Here is a 21,673-nt window from a genome sequence, read left to right on the forward strand (position 1 = left end):
TCCGGCCCTATGACCAACCCCTCTGCCGCAGCGCCAGCTGTGGCTTCCGCCCCCAAAAACGACAAGCGCATCACGAATGGCTGGGCCATGTACGACTGGGCCAACTCGGTGTACCCGCTCGTCATTACCAGCTCTATTTTCCCGATTTACTGGAGCAGCGTCGTCAAGCAAGCCACCGGCACCGACAGCGGCAAGAGCCCTGTCGACTTCCTGGGTTTTCAGGTGCCGGGCTCGTCGCTGCTGACCTATGCCATATCGGCGGCCTTCCTCATCATTGCCATCATCAGCCCGTTTCTCACGTCGCTGGCTGACTTCTCGGGGCGCAAGAAGGCTTTTCTGCAGTTCTTCTGCTACCTAGGTGCGGCGAGTTGCGCAGGCTTGTACTTCTTTGACGCTAACACGTTTACGGCTTCCACGTTCGTTTTCATCGCCGCCACCGTGGGGTTCTCGGGCTCTATTGTGTTCTACAATTCCTATCTGCCCGACATTTCCACCGAGGACCAATATGACCGACTCTCGGCCCGCGGCTTCTCGATGGGCTACGTGGGCTCCGTTATCTTGCTGGTTATCTGCCTTGTCATCAACCAGTTTCACGAGCAAGTTGGTATTTCAGGTACGAAAGCGGCGCAACTTTCTTTCTTACTCACGGGCGTGTGGTGGGCTGGCTTTGCTCAAATCCCTTTCACCCGCCTACCCAAAGACCCCGGCCGCGCCGCTACAGCCAGCACCGACAACAGCGGCTGGCTGCTCAATGGCTTCCGCGAGCTAGGTAAGGTGTGGCGCGAGCTGGACTACCAACCCAACCTGAAGAAGTTTCTGCTCGCCTACTTCACCTACAACATGGGCGTGCAAACGGTGATGTACGTGGCCACGATCTTCGGCACCGACGAGCTACACCTGGAAGATTCGGCGCTCATTATCACCATTTTGCTGCTGCAAATTGTCGCCATCCTAGGTGCTTACCTGTTCGCCCGGCTGTCAGAATCCATCGGCAACACGCGTGCGTTGAGTTGGTCAGTGGTTATTTGGGCGATGATCTGTATTGCTGGTTATTATGTGCAGGCAGGCTGGTCGTTCTACGCTTTGGCCTCCGTTATCGGCCTCACGATGGGCGGCATCCAGAGCCTTTCGCGCAGTACTTACTCCAAAATCATTCCCGAAAATACCCCTAATACCGCCGCTTACTTCAGCTTCTTCGACGTGACTGAGAAGCTCAGCATCGTGATTGGTACTGCTACGTGGGGCATTATCAGTCAGCAGTTTGGCTCGATGCGCTACAGTATTCTGGCGCTCATTGTGTTCTTCATCCTAGGGCTGCTTTTCCTTCTGATGCTACGCGGCAAGAAGCTGCGCGCTGACTCTCCAGATGACACATTCTTGCCGCCGCCACCCGCTTCTGCGCCTGCAGAGCTAGGTCGGCCACAGCTCCGCTAGTAACAGTTTAGTCTAACGGATCTGCTTTGCGCGTTTTCAACCCACCTCCCCTCTTTCTTCTATGTACACTTCCTCGCTCCAACAAAACTTTCTGGCGGAACTCCACCAAGAGCTAGCTAGCACCCGCAAGGTGCTCGAACGGGTACCTTTCGAGCAAGCCGACTATAAGCCACATCCTAAAAGCATGACGCTGTGGCAATTGGCCACGCACGTCGTAAACCTATTAGCTTTCAAAACGCTCTTCTTGCAGGCCGACGGGCGCGACTTCCTCGACCCCAATGCGCCCAAGCCCGGCCCTAGCCCGACGAGTAAGGAAGAGCTGCTCACCCGCTTCGACGAGTACAGCACCACTTTGCGGCAGGCGTTAGAAGATACGGACGACGAAAAGCTGACGCACAACTTTAAGCTCCACCGAGGCGAGCAAGTTATTTTTGATCGGCCCAAGGGTACGGCTATCCGCATCATGGGCCTCAACCACAGCATCCACCACCGCGGCCAGCTAACCGTCTACCTACGCCTGCTCGACATTCCCGTTCCTGGCCTGTACGGCCCCAGCGCCGACGAGAAGTAATCCTCTACGATAAACAATCGCCTGTCATCCTGAGCTAGCGAAGGATCTTACCACCGCAGAACAAGACGTTGTTACGTCAGCTGTTCACGCGTGATACGGTCCTTCGCAAGCTCAGGATGACAGGCGATTTTATGGACAGACGTTACTCTACTGTTACTCTACTTCTTAGAGTACACCTTTTCACCCGCAATCCAAGTTTGCAGCACCTTCGTGCCGCGCAATTCGGGTGCGGGTGCTTTTAGTAGGTCTTTGTCGAGCACCACGAAATCGGCCGCCATACCGGGCTGAATGCGGCCTTTTTGCTTTTCCTCAAAGGCCGCGTGGGCAGCCCACGTCGTCATGCCACGTAGCGCATCGGGGCGCGAAAGAGCGTTTTCGGGCTGGAAGCCGCCGGCTGGGTAGTTCTTGGCATCTTGGCGCGCAACGGCACTATGGAAGCCATAAAGCGGGTTGATATCTTCGACCGGAAAGTCGCTACCTAGGGCCACTTGCCCGTACTGTTTGCGTAGCTCCTCGTAGGCGTAGGCCGTCTTTAGCCGCTTCGAACCTAGCCGCTCGCCGGCCCAATACATATCGGAGGTGGCGTGTGTGGGCTGCACCGATGGCACTATTCCAAACCGGCCAAACTTCGGCATGTCGGCGGGCGTGATTACCTGCGCGTGCTCGATGCGCCAACGACGATCCTGCTGCCCTTGCAGCGCCTCTCCGTAGATATCAAGGATGATCCGGTTGGCCGAGTCGCCAATGGCGTGCGTGTTCATTTGAAACTTGCTGGCCGCTAGCTCCTTCGCTAGGGCGCGGTATTCCTTCTCAGTGGAAAGCAGAAAACCCGTTTCCTTGGGCCGGTCGGCGTAGGGCTCTACCAGGCAGGCCCCGCGCGAACCTAAGGCGCCGTCGGCGTATACTTTAAAGGAGGCAATGGTGAGTCGGTCGCCGAAGCTAGGTCCTTTCGGTAAGTAGTAGGCGCGGTTTTCCTTGGTTGGGTTGAGCATGGTATAAAGGCGCAGCTTCAGCTTGCCTTGCTTCTGTAAGCTTTCCATTCGCTCCACATCGGCCCGGTTGAGTCCGGCATCGGCGAGGCTGGTGAGGCCTACGGCTACGCAGTTTTGTTGCCCTTGCAGCAGAGCAGCATCAGCTTCGGCGGGCGTGGGCTCCGGGATTTTATTCGAAACCAACCTCACCGCATTATCAACCAACAGTCCTGTAAGCTTACCCCGTGCGTCGCGCGTGATGGTACCGCCGCTGATAGGCGTTGTGGCCGTGACGCCAGCTAGGTCCAGCGCTTTTTGGTTGACCAAGGCCGCGTGTCCGTCTACCCGCGTGAGGAAAACTGGCACATCCGGGAAGAGCTTATCGAGCGTGTCTTTCGTGGGAAACTGCTTGGTTGGCCAGTCGTTCTGGTCCCATCCCCGCCCCGTCAGCCACGCCGCCTGCGGGTACTGCTGACGCTGGGCCGTAAGTTTGGCGACTACCTCGGGCCACGAGTTGGTACTCACCAAGTTAGCATCGCGCAAGCCTAGGGCATAGCGATAAAAGTGGCAGTGTGCATCGTAGAAGCCGGGGTAGATAAACTTACCCTGCGCATCTACCTCTTCCTTCGCTTTGTAGCGCCGGCGAATGTCGTCAGTACTGCCTACCGCCACAAACTTGCCATCCTGCACGGCGAAGGCTTGCGCCTGCGAAAACGCCGAATCGACGGGATAGACGGTGGCGTTGAACACCACTAGGTCGACGGGGGTAGTGGGAGTCGTTTGGCAACCTAGCAAGCTGGCCAGCGAAAGCGGAATCAAATAGCGGACGAGATAATTCATGATGGCAAGATAAAGGCTCATGCGGGAATCCTGCTAGCTGAAGCACAAGCTCAACCGTCGTAATACAACGAAAATCAACTAGCTTTGTCCACTATGCAGACCGCCGGGGTTCGGCTGCGTCTGCGGAAGTAGGTTATCTTTTTTCCATACATGTCATCCCGCACCTATTCTCTCATGGGTCTCTGGCCCGTTATTAACCGGTGGAAAAATTTAGTGCTTGCGGCGGTTGGGCTAGCTTTTCTGTTGAGTTTATTGGTAGCCTTTTTCCTTCCTAATATCTATCGATCTACAGCCGTATTCTATCCTACCAATCCTGAGACAACTGACCCTGACCGCATTGTCACTGAAGGTGGGAAGCTCCAGCTAGGCGGTCGGGCCGAAGACCTCGACCGCATTATCACCATCGGTGAGTCGCAACCCGTAGCGGAGCTGATGATTCGGCGCTTCGGTCTGTACAATCATTACAAGGTAGGGTCGCCGGGCGACGAGAAGGCAGAGCAAGATGCCCTCGACACGTTTGACAAGAACCTGAATATCGTTCACAATGACCGTGATGCTATTGAGCTCACCATTGAGGATGAAGACAAGCAGTTGGCCGCACGCATGGCTAACACCCTCGTTAGCGTCATTGACTCTATCAACCAGCAGCTTACCTACGAAAACCGGCGCAGCATCATCGAACTGTACAGAGACCGGTCGGCCTTCTTGGAGAAAGAGTTTGTGCAGGCACACGATAGTTTGCTGGCAGCTCGGCGGCGGTACGGCGTATACGGCATGGACCGTGAATCGCGCTACATAGCCAAGGAAATCATTGAGATGGAAGCAGAACTGCGGCGGGCCGAAGGCGAAGGCAACAGCGGCAAAGCAGCCGGTTTGCGCCGGGCACTAAAAGGCCTTACGCAAGCTGACGGTGGCAACGTTTATAACCTAGAAAGCTATACCAAAGGGCTGGACCTCATCACTGGCTTGTATAGCCGTTTCAACGACGTACAGACTCGCTTGCAAGTAGCACGTGGTGCCTACGAAACGGCACGCTTAGCCATCAGCAGCCGTATTTCATCTATCTACATTGTTCAGAAAGCTTTCCCAGCGACCAAAAAGGCCAAGCCCGTTCGTTCCCTAATCGTGGTATCGTCGGTACTGATTACGCTGGTATTGTCCATCATCTTCATCACCTTACTCGAGCTATACCGCGGCAACCTAGGTCTGAGCCGTCTGCGCAAGGTGTAATGTTTTCCGTTGGTAGTTAGGCGGGCAGTGCGTGTGCACCAACCCGCCTGCGTGATTGGCAGCTAAATTCTATGGAAGTATCTCCCAACCGAGCCGCGGCATTTTTAGCGAGTCTGCACCCGCGTAATAACGCGCAGCGCCTGTTTGCGGTATTTATCGGGGTGTTGATGGTAAGTGGCGCTGGCCTTATTCTTACCGGCTCGCTCGCCTGGCTGGGGATACCGGCTGCCTTGCTCGGCTTTATCGTGCTGCTGGCCGATTGGCGGTGGGTGTATTACATGCTGCTGCTCACGCTCGCTTTTTCCCGCGAGATTTCGCTGCCAGGAGGTTTGAGCATGGATGTACCCTCCGAGCCGCTCATGCTGCTGCTGCTGGGCTGCTTCGGCGTGAATCTCCTGCTAGGCCGCAGTGGCGTTACGGCACGCTATTGGGCGCATCCATTAGTTATCATCTTGGGGCTGATGCTGCTGTGGGCAAGTGTCTCCGCCTTTTCCTCGGTCGATTCTACGAAATCCATCAAGTACCTGCTTGCCAAGACGTGGTACATTGGTCCGTTCGTGTTTGTGACACTAAACATCGTGCAGCGGCCCGCTGATTTGTGGCGCTTGGTGGCGTTCTACGTAGTAGGGGCCTCTGTTACGGTCGTGTATACTGCCATCCGGCATGCGGGGCACGGTTTCGCCTTCGATGCCATCAACCCTTCTATTCAGCCGTTTTACCTCAACCACGTTATTTATGCGGCAGTGCTTGCGCTGCTGCTCCCTTACACGTTCTATGCCGCACGCTCCACGCCGCCCGGCCTGAAACGTACTGCTTGGAAAGCGGCCCAGTGGCTATTGTTGTTTGGTGTTCTTCTCTCGTACACGCGTGCCTCTATCCTAGCTTTGCCACTGGCGGGCTTTTTCTACCTAGCTATTCGGTGGCGGCTAACGGCTCTCGTGCTGATTGGAGCAGCAATAGCAGCGCTGAGCGGCGCTCTGTACTTTGTTCACCAGAACAACTACATGCTGTACGCGCCAGATTACGAGAAAACAATCTTCTACGGCAAGGACTTCGAGAAGCACCTAGAGGCTACGTACAAACTGGAAGACCTCTCCGGTATGGAGCGCCTCTACCGTTGGGTAGCCGCTGCGCGCATGATCAGTGAGAAGCCCATTACGGGTAGCGGGCCGGCTACTTTTTACCCTGAGTACAAGCGCTATACCGTTAAGAGCTTCCGTACCTACGTTAGCGACAACCCGGAACACTCGACTACGCACAACTACTTTTTGCTTCAGCTAGCCGAGCAAGGCCTTCCGGGTTTCCTGCTTTTTGCCACCCTGATGAGTACCGCGCTGCTGATGGTGCAGCGCCTCTATCACCACAGCCACTCGCTCGAAAACCGGCGCGTGGTGCTGGCCGCCGGACTGTCTTTGTTTATCATCATCTTCCACCTGCTGCTAAACGAGGTCATTGAAGTTGATAAAATCGGCTCGTTCTTCTTTATCGGCCTAGCCGTTTTGATGCGCGCTGAGGAGTGGATCGAAAAAGAGCAGTTGAGTGCTTAGAAGGTATTCGCACTAGCTCTAGAACGCTGTAGAGACGCATACTTGCGTCTCGTCGTTGAACAAAATCGTTGTTGCGGCGCGGACGATAGACGCAAGTATGCGCCTCTACAGCGCTCAAGCACGTAAAAAGCTTACTTAAATCGGCAGCTCAGGATTGTAATATCGTCGGAGAAACTGGCGCCTTTAGTGTTGAAATCTTTGATTTCCTTGAGCAATTCGCGGTGTAGGGTTGGCAACGGCAAGTAGTTATTTTTCCGTAAGAAAGCGAGCACGCCCTCCTCCCCAAACTCTCCTTCAGCTTCGTCAAATACCTCCGTCAGCCCGTCGGTGTACGTGAGCAGCAAGGAACGCAACGGCACTTGCACCCGGTGGGTGTGCAGGAATGGTAGCTCCTCGAAAATACCAAGCATGGTTGTCCCCTCTGAAAGCAGCTGATGATCATCCGTGTCGGAGAGCAGAATGGCGGAGTTGTGGCCGGCGTTTACGTACTCTAGCTCCCGAGTGGCACGGTTGTAAATCCCGAAAAAGGCCGTAATGAACTTCTCCGAGACGGCGTTGCGGTAAATCAGGTTGTTCAGCTCGCTCACTACGGTACCTAGCTCGGCCTGCTGCCGCAACAAGGTGCGCAGCCCAGCCTGGAAGTTCGACATCAGCAAGGATGCTGGCACGCCCTTACCCGATACATCAGCGACGCAGAACAGAAACCGTTGTGTATCAATAGGAACCACATCGTAGTAGTCGCCACCAATGGCAGTGTGCGGCACGTAGCTAGCATGTACGGCTACATGCTTGTCGTTGGGCAAACTGCGGGGGAAGAGCATGGTCTGCACTTCCTGCGCAATCTCAATCTCCTTGCGAATGGCGGCGGCTTCTACGCGCTGCCGAGCCAAGCGGCGGTTCTCAATGGCCCCAATCAGGATATTGCTAAGCGTTTCCAGGAACTTGGTTGCTTCCTCATTCACGTAGTCTTCGTGCACATTGCCGATAAGCACATAGGCCATCACTTCGCCGTTGTTGACCACTGGAATTACCATCTCTAGCTTCTCCCATTCCTGGCTCAGCCGCAAGCTAGCTATCTGGCACGGACTCCCGGTACAGCTCTGCTGCACCACATCCGGCAGCGGAATTCGCCGGAAGTCTGGCAGCCCAGCGCCAAACGAAACTACACAAAGCCAGTCGTTTTCCTCTTTCACATACAGAACCAACCGACGAATATTGAGCTGACCTAGCAGCGTAAACTGAAAGATCTTATACAAAGCATCTTCAGTCGGATCGTGGTTGATGGCCTGGGTGATTTCCAGCAAAGCGCTCAACTCTCGCTCCTTTAGAAACAGCCTCTTTTCAGGTGACACAGCGCGTGGGGTAGACATAGGGAAATGACCGTAGCGTTAAGGGGTAGCTAGCTCACACGGAGAATAACCGGCGTCCAATAACTAACTTTTTAAACGATAAAGAACAAAGGGGGGCTTAACGATGACTACCGGCATACGGTAGTTTCCGGACAACGTAGCTCCTGCGTATACGTGGACAACTTCGTTTTAGTCCTTTATCAGCGTTTTGGGGTCGTAGGCGTCGCGTAAGCCATTGCCAAGCAGGTTGAAACTTAGCACCAGCAAGCTGATAGCTAGCCCTGGCAGTAGCGTGAGCCACAAGCCAGCTTCCGTCCCAAGCAGTTGAAAGCCTTCGTTAACCATAAGTCCCCAAGAGGGCGCTGGTGGTTGCACACCTAGCCCTAGGAAACTTAAACCAGCTTCCAACAAGATGGCCGCCGCGAAGTTGCTCGTTGCAATTACGATGAGCGGGCCCGTCATGTTGGGTAATAGATGCCGCACGATAAGCCGCGTTTGCGACAAACCGAGCACTCGCCCGGCCTCGACGAAGGTAGTAGTGCGCAAGCTCAGCATCTGCCCGCGCACCACGCGCGCCACATCAACCCACATCGTAAGGCCCACGGCCACAAAGGACGTCCAAACGCCTTTGCTATCCAGAGCCAGGGAAATGGCAATGACGAGCATGATGCCTGGAATGCTCCACACCACCGTCATCACGCCGAGCAGTAAGCTATCCACCCAGCCGCCTACGTAGCCCGCCAAGGCCCCAACAGCCATGCCGAGCGCCAAAGAAATCAGCACCGCAACCAGACCGATACCAAGCGAAATTCGGGTACCTAGCAGCAAGCGGCTCAGCTCATCGCGCCCGGCTTTGTCGGTGCCGAGCCAGTAGGAGCGCTTCACAATGCGTTCTTCCGCAATGATGCGTTGCAGCGCCGCCCTAGGTCCGGTCTGACCGGCTAGCTGCGACAATGCATAATGGCGGGACTGATCGGCTAAGGCGCTATGATTGCGATAGGGCGTTACCTCCACCGAGTCGCCGCGGAATTGGTAGCTGCTGATCGGCAGTTCCTGGAAGCGTGGCTCACGACCTCCCCACCAGATAGTGAAAGGATTATCAGCGGCGGCCGAACGCGTTGATTCAGCCAGTGGTAGCCGCAAGATGGTAGCCGTAAAGCCGGGCGCTTCCTTCTGCAGCTGCACAATGCCGTTGTTCGCCTCCGGTGAGTTGTCGGGCAGAATCCAGTAGCCGGCCAGCGCGACCAGCGTGCACAGCACAATAAACGCCAGCCCAGCCATGGCCGGCCGGTTTTGCAGTAGCCGCTGCCGTACGTAGTAGCTTGGTGGCCGCGCCGGCGGTAGCACCGAAGTGGGCACAGACACGGGAGCAGGAACAACGGTGCTCATGGCTAGCGGGTATTGTGCTCCAGCAACCCAGCTTTAGACGCCAAAAAGTAGCAGTCGCGGACGATAGCGCCGAAGGAGGTCGACTCGTACGCTTGTTCGGTATCCGGATCAGGGTAGAAACACTTCACATAGCCTTGCTCCAGCAACTCGCGCAAGTGCTGCTCCAGTACGGCTGGAGCGAGCTTGGTACGCTGGGCTAGGTCGCGAAAGGCAGTAACGAAATACAGCTCGTCAAGAATGTCAAATTCGGGGTCGGTCACGGTAGAAGGTAGTCGGCGGTAGGTAAGCAAAGGTAGGACGGTGCGTCGGAATTGCGAACCGCCCAACAGCAAGTGCAGGCTAATTGGCTATTACGCCCGCAGTTGCAAAGGAAGATGTCTTCCCACTTTCTACCTCCAAGTACTTCACAATGTTTTTGACCTCCGCGTCGGAAAGCTGAAAGCTAGGCATCTGCTGCTTCTGGTATTGGTTGAACAGCTTCACGGCGTATTCGTCGCCGGAGGCCACAACTTTACTGGAGTTCTTCACCCACGGAAGAAGCCAAGAAAGGGGCCGACGCTTGGTGATGTCTTTCAAAGCGGGCCCTACGACCACATCATTTACCGCATGGCACTGCGCGCAGTTGTTTTTAAATAAAGCATCACCGGCCGTTACCACAGCTAGGTCTTCACTCGACAATGTATCCGAAACCGCATGCTCTTGTAGTGCGACCGAGGCGTTTGTCATGGCCATCGTATCGAGCACTACTGCCTCGCTAAACGGTGTTTCTTGTGTATCGAGCAGCCCCGCCCCTGCAAACACTACCACCCCAACCAAACAAACCAATAGTGCAATCAAGAAGGAGAACATTCCGAGGGCAAACTTTGACATGATCGTGGGGTTTTAAGGTGAATGAGGAACACCAGAAAAGTACCAGCGGCACGGCAGAAGCTCAACTAATTTGCCTTATTTATTTTATTACTTTCCTCTTATACCCTCCCTTTTTAATCCTAATCTATCAGGTACATAGTAGCCCTACTAGCTATTTTGCTACCGAGAAGAAGTCGAAATCAGCGTAGCCTTTGCTTTTTAGAACACTGGGGCTAAGGCAGAATAACCCAACTTTGGCGCCGATCCAAGTTCCTTTTTCTACCGGATAGCGCCCACCAATTTCTTGGTAGGAATTTCCATCGAGGCTGTAGGAATAAGCGCAAGTTGCATCCGCATTGACCCGCACCCGAAACCAAACGGTCTCGGTGCTTACCTCGATGCTGGCTAGCTCTCGTGGTAACAGGTATTTTCTATCTTGCCTTTTGCCTTCGTACACCACAATGCGGCTACCTATCGCTTTCTGTTCGAGGCAAATGCTAGTATAGTAGTTACCCATAACGGCTAGCCCTGCGCGCTCACCAGCTTTTTCGGATTTGAAAGTCAGCTTGGTGGTAGCCTCAAAAGCAGGTGCCGTAAATTTCTGGAGCAGCAGATTGCCGGCGTAAAACAAACTCCCATTATCGGTAGGCATAGCAGCAGCGTGGAGGCGCACCGTTCCGGCTTTTGGGTTGAGAGTATACCACTGCTTCTGCGGGGCGGCATGCCATTGCCATTGCAAACCTAGGTTAGGCTGCGAAAAATCATCGGAGGTCTGTGGTCCTCCGGCGGGGTAGCTTTTGCCAACATTCGGCTTGCGGTAAGTTAGTACCGGTTCGCCCGTGCCGTCGCCGTCCTCGTCTTGCCCGGTAACCGGCCAACCGTGCTGCCACGCCACTGGCTGCAGGTGAACAATACGGCCGTACGCGTCTTTGTCCTGAAAGTGAATAAACCACCACTCTCCGGTTTGGGTGCTCACAAAGCCGCCTTGGTGCGGGCCGTTGACGTTTGTTTTGCCCTGCTGAAGCACAATCTTGTCTTCGTAGGGGCCGTAAATGTTTTTGGAGCGAAACACCGATTGCCATCCGGTGCCTACTCCCCCAGCCGGCGCGGCAAAGTAGTAGTAGCCGTCGCGCTTTTCCATGAACTTAAACCCCTCTAGCACAGGCTGCTTTTTATCATCCTGGTAGATTACTTTTCCGTCATCGAGCAGCTTTTTTCCGTCGGCTGACATTTTGTGCAAAATAGCGGGCCCGGCCCCCACGCGGCCGTGGAGCAAGTAAGCTTGCCCATCGTCATCCCAGAAAGGGCAAGGATCTTCCCAGTTGCCTACATTTTGCACCAACTCCAGCTTCCACGGGCGCACCGGATTAGTAGTTGAAGCCATAAAGAGGCCTTCTTCGGGCGTGCAGAAGTACACGTAGTACTTGCCGTTGTGGTACCGAATAGAAGGCGCCCACGAACCTTGGCCATGCTGTGGCTTCTGGTAGCGCTGGAAGGGCAAAGCCGTATAAACGTAGTTGATAATCTGCCAGCTTACTAAATCCTTGGAATGCAAGACCGGTACTCCGGGCTGACAGGTAAAGCTGGAAGCGACCATGTAGTAATCGTCTCCTACTCTGATGACATCGGGGTCAGAGTAATCAGCATAAATGATCGGGTTTTTATAGGTACCATCCCCGTTATCAGGTTGCCAAACTTGCGCACGGACCAGCGTAGAAACCAAACTGAATAGCAGGCAAACAAAGACCTTACTCATGCGGCATAGCAGATAAACCCAAATGCAAGGATAGTAGCTTGCCGCGGTAAGTTATGACTATCCGGCACTATCGCCGAAATCGTGGGGCGCAGCTTATTAAATGCCAAAACCTAGGTGTATCAGCAGGCAGCATAGTACCTACTTCTTACCTGTTTACCTTGATTTCGCGGTCTTTCCATGTGTACCCTCCACGCAGCCCTAGCAGTCCCGCGGCCAAGGCGTAGGGCGCATAAGCTAGCTGCAACACGGGCAGCCACAGCAGCCAGCGTCGTCGCCGGAAGAAAGTTAGTACTGGTGTCAGAAACCACACATCAGCCCCTAGCTTCAACGTCCAGGCGGCCAGCACGAGCGGCCAGTGGCTAGGAAAAAAGAACATTCCGATCAAGCCCATTAGCAAGGCCATGTTGGCCAGCAGCACCAGCACGGCCAAGTAGCGCGGCGCGGTTTGCTCGTAATGGCGCCACTTGCTGGCCCAGCGCACCCGCTGCATAAGCAAGGCGCGCAACGTGGGTTGCGCCCCCGTCCGCACAATAGCATCCGCCGCTTTCAGGAAATAGACGCCTCCCGGATAAGCCTTGTAGAGCTTGTGCAGCAGGAACTCATCGTCGCCGCTGGGCACGTGGGCGTTGCCAGCGAAGCCTTGCACGGCGTAGAATGCTGATCGGCGGTAACTAAGGTTGGCGCCGTTGCACATCGTTGGCTGCCCTAAGGCAATGCTGGCGGCCCCTACCCCAACCAATGCCGCCAGTTCTACGCCTTGCAACTCAGCTAAGATGCCTTCTCCTGTCAGCAGCACGGGCCCGCTCACAAACTGGGCGTTCGGCTTGGCGGCTACCGCAGCGTGCGCAGCTAGCCACCCCGGCTCTACCCGGCAATCGGCGTCGGTAAACACCACCCAAGGGGCTCCAGCGGCGGCTATGGCCGCTTGCACGGCCGCTTTTTTACCGGTTGGCTGCTGTGGTAACTCGGCAAGCCGGAGCAGCCGGAGCGTGAAAAAGCTAGCCTGCATAGCTTTTTGCACAACCGAGGCAGTGTCATCAGTCGAGTGGTCATCAGCGATGATAACTTCCACGTTGCCGCCTTCGTCAAGATAGGTTTGCTGACCTAGGTCGGCGAGCAAGTGAGGCAAATTCGCGGCCTCGTTGCGGGCCGCAATGATTACGGTAAGAGCAGGAGCGTCGGCAGACCGTGGCGCTGGAGCTAGGTTCGGCGACAACAGCGGGAGCTGCCGCCAGGCTCGTCGGAAGCGCATCATGCGAAGCGCATACAGCGCCGCCGGACCTAGCACTCCTACGGTGAATACTACTGCTGCTGCACTCATGATACCACGAGTGGCTTTGCAGCCTTTTTCTTGCGAAACACTTTTAAGCGCAACACAAATAGTAACCCGGCGGCGCTCGGCAAGGCAATGTTAAGCACCCACAAGCTTAGACTAGCACTCAGCACGGGCAGCGCCGACTGTCCAAGCAGTCCAAATAAGTGCGTAGCCGACAGTTCCCGCACGCCTACATCAGCCAGTGCATTGAGGGAGGGCACCAAAGATTTCAGCAAGAACGTGCCCGCAATAGCCGCTGCTCCCGGTCCGAAGGGAGCTTGCGCGCCATAAGCCAGCAGCAATAACCCAAATTGTCCGCAAAACACGGCATAACGCAAGGCCGATAGAGCTAGCACCGCATGCAGCGCCTGCGCCGAGTACGTTGGCATCACGGCTAGGTAAGGCCGAAAACGGCGCAAGGGCCGAACCAGCGTCAGCACGGCCAGCAGCAATTGGCTGCGGTAGAGCGGCAACAGCACGGCCGCATTCAGCGCCACCGCCGCTACTACCAGCCCCAGCTCCGACGCCGGGTAGCCGCGCAGGTAAAACGTGAGCAGAAAATACAGCAAGCCCAAAGAGCCCGCCACTACCGTGACGACTAGTTGGCAGTAGCGTCCCAGAAAAACGGCCCCTAGCGCATCTAATCGGCGGCTTTTCAGCTCGATGATGCGCCCGGCATAGTCCCCCACGCGGTTAGGCGTCACGAAACCTAGGGTCAGCCCAACGAGTACGGCCCGGAAGCTGCGCCGAAACGAAACCGGCTCTAGGTGCCGAGCCAAGCGCCACCATTTCCACGCCTCCAAGCCCCAGTTGACGGGCACCAGCGCTAGCGCCAACAGGACGGGGCCGCGGCCTGCCCCACGAAGCGCTGACGCGAGCAGCGCCCGCCAGGCGGCAGCCGTATCGGGGGCGGCAAACACCGAGTGGTAGAGCAACCCAAGCGTAAGCACCGTCACGAGCAGCTTGCCCGCCACCACAAGCAGCCGCCGGCGCGAGGTCAGTTCCAAGTTTCGTGTGTAGATTTGTAGTAAATGGCTGTGTATCCCACCTCTTCGCTTGACCTTCCGAAACTCATTATGGGTGTCGACCCCGGCACTCAGGTGATGGGCTACGCTATTATCGAAGTCACCGGCTCAAAGGTAGAAGTGTTGCGCTACGATGTCATCAATATGAAGTCGTTGGGCACAAATCACGCCGTAAAGCTAAAGAAGATCTTCGACCGGATGATCGAGCTGATTGAGGAGTTCTTGCCCGATGAGCTAGCCATCGAAGCGCCTTTCTATGGCACCAACGTGCAAAGCATGCTTAAGCTAGGTCGAGCGCAGGGCGTGGCTATTGCGGCTTGCTTGTCGCGGCAGATACCGTATGTGGAGTACGCGCCCACCAAAGTTAAGCAGTCAGTAACGGGGTCAGGAGCGGCCAGCAAAGAGCAAGTTGCGCACATGCTGCGCCAAACGCTGAAACTCCCTCCTATCGAAGACGCGCCGAAGTTTCTGGATGCTACCGATGCGCTAGCCGTGGCCATGTGCCACCATTACCAAAAGGGCAACAACCTAAAAGCGGGTGGCAAAAGCTGGGGTAAATTCCTGGCCGACAACCCGGACCGGATGGTTGGCGGCACAACCACGAAAAAGCCAACGAAGGCTAAGTAAGACGCAAGCAGGCCGCAAGGTCAGCAGTAATTTACTACGACCCATAAAAAGTACAACTTTGGTCAAACAATTGCCTAGCTCATGTTTTGATCAATTTTTGCCCAGCTTTTTATGCAACGCCAATTAGTCCGTTCTACTTCCCTCAAAGCTGTTGGCTACGATACAGCCGCTCAAATACTAGAAATAGAGTACCGAAACCGCCGGCTTGTGCGCTACACTGGTGTGAGCGAGGAGGTGTACCATGCCTTGCTAGCGCTACCGGGCAAGGCGCTCTTCGTGGAGCAAGTGCTGGAAAAAAACAACTACGCACGTGAGCAAGTCCGGTAGCAGAACGGTGACGGACGCCTAGCTCGGTACGTTTAAAGAACAAGAAATATTCGCTGACCAGCATGCAACTTTCCTGCTACCAGTAGGCTCTGGAATAAAGACTTGCCTCTCGCTTCGCGAATGGTAAGCTCCCTGCATCCACTTTATGCTAGCTGTTGTATGAAAAGAGTTATTACGTATCTATTTGGCTGGGCCTTGTGCTTGAGCCTGGCGGCCTGTGCCGAGTCGGAAAAATCTGACCCTATTCCTAGCCCTCCCTTTGTTCAGAGTTCTTTCTACGGCGAGTACAGCTACTGCCCGCTGCTGGTGTCGCGCACGACGCTCGAGCAATCGGTGGCAGCGCTGCCTGCCCGCGCCATGCACAACACAGGCAAGATCTACCTGCTAGGTAAGTACCTGTTTATCAATGAGCGTTACGAAGGTATTCACCTCATTGACAACCAAGACCCGAAGAACCCGAAGCCCATCGGCTTTCTACGCGTGCCGGGCAACGTTGATATGGCCGTGAAGGGCAACTTGCTCTACGTCGACAACGGTCCGGATCTGGTTACCATCGACATCAGCAACCCACAGGCCGTCCAAGTAGTTAGCCGCGTGCGCGACGCCTTCCGGGAGTTGCCCATGCCCACCGATTACAGCCTCAATCTAGCTTGCGCAGAGTACAACCGGCCAACAAATACCATCGTCGTGGGCTGGCAAAAAATTAAGAATACCTCCCCGGCACCGACTTCTGGCCCTATCTGGATGTTCGATTCCCGGAATATATTTACCTTAAGCTCAACTGCTGGCGCAGCTTACAACTCGGCGCCCAACGCGACGGGCAAAGCTGGTTCGCTCGCCAGGTTTGCCGTACTTGGGCAAACGCTCTACACCGTTGACAATAACAGCCTGCGTTTGTTTGATCTGACGAACCCTGCTAATCCAACGCCGGGAACGAAAGTACCTTTGTCGTTTGGCGTTGAAACGATCTATCCCAAAGACCATTACCTGTTCCTGGGTAGCCAGCGCGGCATGTACATTTTTGACGTAGCCACGCCTCAGGCACCTAAGCAGCTTTCTTATATCCAGCACTTTATGAGCTGCGACCCAGTCGTAGTCGACGGCAATTTCGCATACGTCACGCTGCGCAGCGGCCGGGCTTGTGGTGGGGCTGCCATCAATGAGCTGCAGGTAATTGACATCACAAACCTGAGCAAGCCGCAAATCGCCCGTACCTACCCCATGACTGGCCCCCAAGGCCTAGGAGTCGATAACAACCTGCTGTTTGTGTGCGACGCTGATGGACTGAAGGTGTTCGATACTAGCAAGGCGCCCGTGCTTACCCAAAAGCAGCAGTTCTCGGTTAAGGTGGTGGATGTGATTCCTGATCAGGGCATCTTGATGGCTATCGGCGCCGATGGCCTTTACCAATACAGCTACACCGGCACCGAACTTCAGAAGCTGAGCAAGCTCTCTATCGCAGCCGACTAATGATTAGCAGCCAACTACAGGTCGCGGCACGTCGGGGTGCACGGCTGTTGCCCGTGTTGCTGAGCGCAAGCTTGCTGGCAAAAAGCCAAACCTTAGCTCCCAGCAATTCGCTCATTGTCAAAGTAGTACCTCAGCACTTAGTGATGAGCGGCTACTGGGTAGAAGTGGAGCAGCAGCGCCAACAACACCCGCGACAAAGCTTCACCCTCACTCCCCAACTTTACCTAGGTACCCTCGGGCACCCCAATGGGCCTAGGTCCTACCCCTACGTTTACTGGCCTCAGGTAGACGTACCGCGGGAAAACGAAAGAGTACGTGGGTTCGGGCTGCAGGGCCAGCATCGTTTCTACCTGAAGGACTCCCAAAGAGCGCCGTACCCCACGGGTTTCTATGTGAGCTACGGACCTCACCTCCAGATCTTCCAAATCGTTTACGACAAGCGGCAGTGGCAGGAAGTACAGAAATCCGGCCTCACGTACTACGAATTTGGCCTGAAGCAGCACACCGCTACCATCAACCGCTATGGTGCCAGCGTGCAGGTGGGCTACCAGGCGCCCTTGTTGCCGGGGCGCGTCTCCTTGGATTTGTACGCCGGCGTGGGACTGCGACAGAGCAGCAGCACCAGCGCTAGCGCGGAAAGCCGGTACCGCTCTGGCCGCTCCGACTACGCACACCGGGGCTGGTATTTTCCGGGCGGGGTGAAAGTCGGCGTCGCCCTACACTGATTCTTGCTATGTAGCACAAAAAAGCTAGCCTCTTCTGCGGGAGAGGCTAGCTTTTTTGTCGACTAATGATTCAACTCAATTTCCCCCTTCAGGTACGTCACGGCGTGGCCACTGATGAGCACTCGGTCGCCGCGAAGCTCGCACCATAGGTCACCGCCCCGGGGCGAAACCTGGCGGGCGTACAATTCCGTTTTGCCGAGTCGCTCGGCCCAGTAAGGAATGAGCGTAGTATGCGCAGAACCCGTTACGGGGTCCTCGGGCACACCCACGCGCGGACCGAAAAAGCGCGACACAAAGTCGACGCCGTTGCTGCCGGGCGCCGTCACAATCACGGCCCGGTATTCTACCTTCGCCAGGTGCAGCTGGTTGGGCTGAATGGCGCGCACTTCCTCTTCAGTGTTAAAAACCGCCACCAAATCGGGGCCGGCCAGAATGGCCACCGGCGTGGCACCTAGGCCATCGAGCAAACCTTCAGGGTGCTCCACGAGCGGCTTAGGTGGCCGGCTTGGGAAGTCCAATGTTAACCGGCCATTGGCTTGTCGCACGCGCAAGGGGCCGCTTTTCGAGTGAAATACGATTTCTTCTCCTTTGAAATTGAGGTGCCGCAGCAGCACATGCGCCGAGGCCAGTGTGGCGTGGCCACACAGCTCAACTTCAACGGCGGGCGTAAACCATCGCAAGTCGTACTCATTTCCGCCGCGCGGTACGAAGAAGGCCGTTTCAGCCAGGTTGTTTTCGGCGGCAATGGCCTGCATCATGTCGGCTGGTAGCCACTCGGTGAGGGGGCACACGGCCGCCGGATTGCCAGCAAAAACCTGGTCAGTAAAGGCATCTACCTGATAAAGTGGGAGAAGCATAAGTTAGGCTAAATAGAATGAAAAACGTGGTGGGTACAACGTCAGGGTACGAAAACAAAGTCCACGGGAGCACCGGTCGCACGGACGGCTCGAAAGTACGGACGGCGTCACAAAGGCATTCTGCTTATATTCGTTGCGAAGCGAAATAATTATTTGCGGCCCGGCGCAACCCCTCCCAGCTTAGCTTGGTCATGGGTGCGGAAGGCTTTTGCTCCTAACCTCAACTTCCGCCGCTTCCGTTGCCTGATGCCGCCAGCACTCGACGCTATTCTGGAAGGTTGCCGACGGGGTGAGCCGGCGGCCCAACGCGCCCTCTACGACGCGCTGGCTTACCGGCTCATGGGGGTGTGTCTGCGCTATTGCCCCTCGCGGGCCGAGGCGGAAGATGCGTTGCAAAATACTTTCGTGAAGCTTTTTACCCACCTCGACCAATACCGGGGGCAGGGCCCCTTTGAGGCCTGGGCCCGGCGCGTCGCCGTTAATACCGCCCTGACTATCTACCATCAATCCCGGCAGCGTGGCCTGCAAGTAGAGTGCGAAGAAGCCCTGGAAGTACCCGATACGGAGGGCTCGTCCCTGGATCAGCTGGCCGCTGAAGACGTGTTGCGTCTTCTACACTCCTTACCCCTCGGCTACCGCACCGTGCTCAACCTCTACGCCATTGAAGGCTACACCCACGCTGAAATTGGAGAGCTCCTCGGTATATCAGAGGGCACTTCCAAATCGCAGCTTTCGCGGGCCCGACGGTTGCTGGAAGAACGACTCTTGGCTAATGACAAGTTTGAACTGAAATGATAGACCCTAACTCCGACGAACTCTACGAAGAGCTGCGGCGCAAGCTGGCCGACTACGGCAGCCAGCCCTCGGAAGAGGTGTGGGCTACCATTCGGCAACGGGTGCCCGCCAATCCCGCTCCTGCTCTGCGAGCGCAGCGCCGTACCCGGCGTAGAACACTGATAGCCAGTTTGCTTTTCTTACTCATCAGTGGTGTATTAGTAGCGCGCTACTATCAGATCAGGTGGTTCACCCAGGACTCAGCCCCTACCTCGCAAGGCTCATCGGCAACGATTACGCGCGTACCCAAAGCGCCGCGCTCATCGACTGTACTGCCGAGCCATGTGCCCACAGCCGCCGCTACGCCTTCCGCAGATCTGGCGGTCATATCGGGCGAGACCACAGCTAGGACAACACAAGCTGAAGCTAGCTCGTCGGCGCCCCATAACGGTTCACAACCCCGTTTTGAACAGCAAACGGTTCCTTCAAGTAATCAAGACCTAGTTGCTGTACAAAAGCAGAAAACGGCGCGGGCACTCCGATCAGCTACGCGAAGTGGTGCATTGGCAACATTCAAATCCGGCCAGGCAGCTGCTAATAATCCTGCGAAGCCAATAAGCTCTCCGGGCCTAGCCTTACAGCAGCATACCACGTTGATCGATGCTAGTCAGACGCCATCGACTACCGCATCGGACGAACCTATTCAGGCAGCTTCAGCAGCCCTTACGCGTGCAGCACCAATAGGAAATACGACAACGATTGCTCCGAAGCTAGATTTGGCGCTGCTTCAGACACTGGCGGTGCCTTTGGCCTTACCGGCAATGCCCGCACCTCTCGTGACGGCGGTACCACTCCCTACTCCTACACCACCCCCGCCGAGTAGCATGAAGCCCCGCTTAGCCGTGCAGCTACTAGCCGGCCCCGCGCTATCGTACCGCTACCTAGGCCGGCCGGGCACTGATTCGCTCACCAGCGCCGTCGAGAAATTGGAGCGACCTGCTGAAAGCTATTCGGCGGAGCTAGGTTTAACGTATGCTCTTACGCCGCGTTTGACGGTACTTACGGGCCTAGGTTACACCGAGTACGCCACCCGCCTCGACCTCACTGTGAAGCAGCCCGTGGTGGTGTATGCTAGCTTTCAACGCCCTGTACTTCAGTACGCCAACGGTAATTTCAATACCTTGTACGTTCCTGATTCAGTTGCCAGCGGCGACACCGAAGCCGAACAGCGCGTGCGTCACCGCGACGTTTATCGCTTTGTATCGGTGCCGCTACAGGTGCAGTATGAGCTGGGCACCGCTGGGCGCTTCGGCTACGGCCTGATGCTTGGGGCTTCGGCCAACCTGTACATGGGTGGAAGCACCACGCAAGCAGGTGGCTGCGGTTGCGAACAAGACAAGTGGCAGTCTGGCAACAGTCCTTTCCGCTTGGCCAGCCTAGGCCTTATGGCGGGCACCAGCATCCGCTACCACTTGGCTGAGCGCTGGAACCTGCATTTACAACCGACCTTTAATTACCTCCTAACCCCACTTGCTCAAGATCAAACTCGTTCGGCTCGCCACTTGCTTTCGGCAGGTATGCGCACCGGTGTGTCGTTTGATCTGCGGTAAGCTCCCACCCTATTCGTCTTGCCTTTTTCTACTCTCATGAAGCAGTACGTACGTTGGCGCTCATTCGTGGCAGCCGCCATGCTGCTCACCGCTTGCAAGAAAGATTCTGACCTGTTAGTCGTGGGCTCGCGACTTACGGAGCAGAATACCTTGGGTACGTTTGTAGCGGTGCACGGGGTGCCGAAGCAGCTCTTCACCCTCACGGCAGCTTCCGATAGTTTTCAGTTTAAAACGGTACAAGGCAACCGGCTTACGTTCCCCGCCAATGCGTTTCTGCTGCCCAGCGGTATGCGCCCCAACACGACTCCCATAAGCGTCGAGTTTCGGGAAATCACCAGCAAGTCGGATATGGTGCTTAGCGCTATGCCCACCACGGCGGGTGAGCAACTGCTGGAGTCGGCGGGGCAATTTTACTTAAAAGCCAAACAGGGCACCACAGTTCTCCACCTAGCTCCGGCGACACATTTGCGGCTATCTTTTCAGAATACGCGGCTTTCCAGCGGCACTTCTAACCTACAGCTGTTCTACGGCACCACGATTAAGACGCTCTTTAACTGGCTGCCCCAATCCAATACGGATATCGTTTCGGGGGTAAGCCAAGATAGCGTGCCCGGTCAGCCGCGTGCCTACCGCATCCGGCTCAACAATGATAGCCTAGGCTGGGTCAACTGTGGCCGCATCATTACGCGCACTCCCCAAACCACCGTGAGCATATCGGTAGCGGGCGAAAACGTACAAGGCACCAACACCATGGTGTTTCTGGTTTTCAAAGCCCTGAACTCCGTGGTGCGCGCTTATCCGCAGACCGACAATATGTTTGCAGCGCCCAATATCCCGCAAGGTTTGCAAGCCACGGTAGTCGTATTGCGCAACGTGAATGACACGTATTACCTAGGTCAGCAAACCGCTCAGGTTGGCGCCAACCACGTGTTTAGCCCGAGCATGTCCTCCGTGAGCGAGGCCGCGGCCGTAGCGGCTATTCAGGCACTTTAACGCAAAAAGCCGCT

20 protein-coding genes are annotated in these 21,673 nt (G+C 55.9%); 11 read left to right on the plus strand and 9 right to left on the minus strand.

Going from position 1 to position 21,673, the window contains the following annotated elements; all coding sequences use genetic code 11:
• Positions 1 to 9 precede the first annotated feature (9 nt).
• Together SD425_RS17815 and SD425_RS17820 are read left to right on the plus strand one after the other, a co-directional pair.
• Complete coding sequence (locus SD425_RS17815) at positions 10 to 1,434, plus strand: MFS transporter (protein WP_324671304.1); 1,425 nt, start codon at positions 10 to 12, stop codon at positions 1,432 to 1,434.
• 61 nt (positions 1,435 to 1,495) lie between these two features.
• On the plus strand, positions 1,496 to 2,005 hold the full coding sequence (locus SD425_RS17820) for a DinB family protein (RefSeq protein ID WP_324671305.1): 510 nt from the start codon (positions 1,496 to 1,498) through the stop codon (positions 2,003 to 2,005).
• A 158-nt stretch (positions 2,006 to 2,163) separates the two neighbouring features.
• Here SD425_RS17820 and SD425_RS17825 read toward each other — a convergent pair whose 3' ends face one another.
• Positions 2,164 to 3,837: an amidohydrolase gene (locus SD425_RS17825; protein WP_324671306.1), complete on the minus strand. Its 1,674-nt coding sequence runs from the start codon at positions 3,835 to 3,837 to the stop codon at positions 2,164 to 2,166.
• Positions 3,838 to 3,966: 129 nt separating this feature from the next.
• On the opposite strand from SD425_RS17825, the gene SD425_RS17830 reads away from it, so the two are divergent.
• Positions 3,967 to 5,046, plus strand: a complete 1,080-nt coding sequence (locus SD425_RS17830) for a hypothetical protein (RefSeq protein ID WP_324671307.1) — start codon at positions 3,967 to 3,969, stop codon at positions 5,044 to 5,046.
• Between the two features lie 71 nt (positions 5,047 to 5,117).
• Positions 5,118 to 6,593, plus strand: a complete 1,476-nt coding sequence (locus SD425_RS17835; RefSeq protein ID WP_324671308.1) for an O-antigen ligase family protein — start codon at positions 5,118 to 5,120, stop codon at positions 6,591 to 6,593.
• Positions 6,594 to 6,724: 131 nt separating this feature from the next.
• On the opposite strand, the gene SD425_RS17840 is transcribed toward SD425_RS17835, so the two are convergent.
• The 7 genes from SD425_RS17840 to SD425_RS17870 all read right to left on the minus strand — a co-directional run bounded on the left by SD425_RS17840 (position 6,725) and on the right by SD425_RS17870 (position 14,258).
• Positions 6,725 to 7,963, minus strand: a complete 1,239-nt coding sequence (locus tag SD425_RS17840) for a PP2C family protein-serine/threonine phosphatase (protein WP_324671309.1) — start codon at positions 7,961 to 7,963, stop codon at positions 6,725 to 6,727.
• Between the two features lie 168 nt (positions 7,964 to 8,131).
• Complete coding sequence (locus SD425_RS17845) at positions 8,132 to 9,331, minus strand: ABC transporter permease (RefSeq protein WP_324671310.1); 1,200 nt, start codon at positions 9,329 to 9,331, stop codon at positions 8,132 to 8,134.
• Positions 9,332 to 9,333: 2 nt separating this feature from the next.
• Positions 9,334 to 9,621 carry a winged helix-turn-helix domain-containing protein gene (locus tag SD425_RS17850; RefSeq protein WP_324671311.1) on the minus strand — a complete coding sequence of 96 codons (288 nt, stop codon included), beginning with the start codon at positions 9,619 to 9,621 and terminating at the stop codon, positions 9,334 to 9,336.
• Positions 9,622 to 9,670: 49 nt separating this feature from the next.
• Positions 9,671 to 10,201, minus strand: coding sequence for a cytochrome c (locus SD425_RS17855; protein ID WP_324671313.1), 531 nt, complete (start codon positions 10,199 to 10,201; stop codon positions 9,671 to 9,673).
• A gap of 151 nt (positions 10,202 to 10,352) precedes the next feature.
• Positions 10,353 to 11,936, minus strand: coding sequence for a glycoside hydrolase 43 family protein (locus SD425_RS17860; RefSeq protein ID WP_324671314.1), 1,584 nt, complete (start codon positions 11,934 to 11,936; stop codon positions 10,353 to 10,355).
• Positions 11,937 to 12,081: 145 nt separating this feature from the next.
• On the minus strand, positions 12,082 to 13,257 hold the full coding sequence (locus tag SD425_RS17865) for a glycosyltransferase (protein ID WP_324671315.1): 1,176 nt from the start codon (positions 13,255 to 13,257) through the stop codon (positions 12,082 to 12,084).
• Positions 13,254 to 14,258 carry a lysylphosphatidylglycerol synthase domain-containing protein gene (locus SD425_RS17870; RefSeq protein WP_324671316.1) on the minus strand — a complete coding sequence of 335 codons (1,005 nt, stop codon included), beginning with the start codon at positions 14,256 to 14,258 and terminating at the stop codon, positions 13,254 to 13,256. Before SD425_RS17870 ends, SD425_RS17865 begins: the two co-directional genes overlap by 4 nt.
• 24 nt (positions 14,259 to 14,282) lie before the next feature.
• On the opposite strand from SD425_RS17870, the gene ruvC reads away from it, so the two are divergent.
• The 4 genes from ruvC (at position 14,283) to SD425_RS17890 (ending at position 17,425) form a co-directional block, all read left to right on the plus strand.
• Complete coding sequence (gene ruvC / locus SD425_RS17875; protein ID WP_416381003.1) at positions 14,283 to 14,903, plus strand: crossover junction endodeoxyribonuclease RuvC; 621 nt, start codon at positions 14,283 to 14,285, stop codon at positions 14,901 to 14,903.
• Positions 14,904 to 15,014: 111 nt separating this feature from the next.
• Complete coding sequence (locus SD425_RS17880; protein ID WP_324671317.1) at positions 15,015 to 15,230, plus strand: KTSC domain-containing protein; 216 nt, start codon at positions 15,015 to 15,017, stop codon at positions 15,228 to 15,230.
• 159 nt (positions 15,231 to 15,389) lie between these two features.
• Positions 15,390 to 16,700, plus strand: coding sequence for a hypothetical protein (locus SD425_RS17885; protein ID WP_324671319.1), 1,311 nt, complete (start codon positions 15,390 to 15,392; stop codon positions 16,698 to 16,700).
• On the plus strand, positions 16,700 to 17,425 hold the full coding sequence (locus SD425_RS17890) for a hypothetical protein (protein WP_324671320.1): 726 nt from the start codon (positions 16,700 to 16,702) through the stop codon (positions 17,423 to 17,425). The genes SD425_RS17885 and SD425_RS17890 overlap by 1 nt, the downstream gene beginning before the upstream one ends.
• 62 nt (positions 17,426 to 17,487) lie before the next feature.
• On the opposite strand, the gene SD425_RS17895 is transcribed toward SD425_RS17890, so the two are convergent.
• On the minus strand, positions 17,488 to 18,282 hold the full coding sequence (locus tag SD425_RS17895) for a PhzF family phenazine biosynthesis protein (protein ID WP_324671321.1): 795 nt from the start codon (positions 18,280 to 18,282) through the stop codon (positions 17,488 to 17,490).
• Positions 18,283 to 18,477: 195 nt separating this feature from the next.
• Between SD425_RS17895 and SD425_RS17900 the strand changes: the two genes are divergently transcribed.
• The 3 genes from SD425_RS17900 to SD425_RS17910 are packed head-to-tail and all read left to right on the plus strand — an operon-like array spanning position 18,478 to position 21,659.
• Positions 18,478 to 19,077, plus strand: a complete 600-nt coding sequence (locus SD425_RS17900; protein WP_324671322.1) for a sigma-70 family RNA polymerase sigma factor — start codon at positions 18,478 to 18,480, stop codon at positions 19,075 to 19,077.
• On the plus strand, positions 19,074 to 20,666 hold the full coding sequence (locus SD425_RS17905) for a hypothetical protein (RefSeq protein ID WP_324671323.1): 1,593 nt from the start codon (positions 19,074 to 19,076) through the stop codon (positions 20,664 to 20,666). The genes SD425_RS17900 and SD425_RS17905 overlap by 4 nt, the downstream gene beginning before the upstream one ends.
• Positions 20,667 to 20,684: 18 nt before the next feature.
• Complete coding sequence (locus SD425_RS17910; protein WP_324671324.1) at positions 20,685 to 21,659, plus strand: hypothetical protein; 975 nt, start codon at positions 20,685 to 20,687, stop codon at positions 21,657 to 21,659.
• The last annotated feature ends 14 nt before the right edge of the window (positions 21,660 to 21,673 follow it).

The organism is Hymenobacter sp. GOD-10R (genome assembly GCF_035609205.1).
GTDB lineage: Bacteria > Bacteroidota > Bacteroidia > Cytophagales > Hymenobacteraceae > Hymenobacter.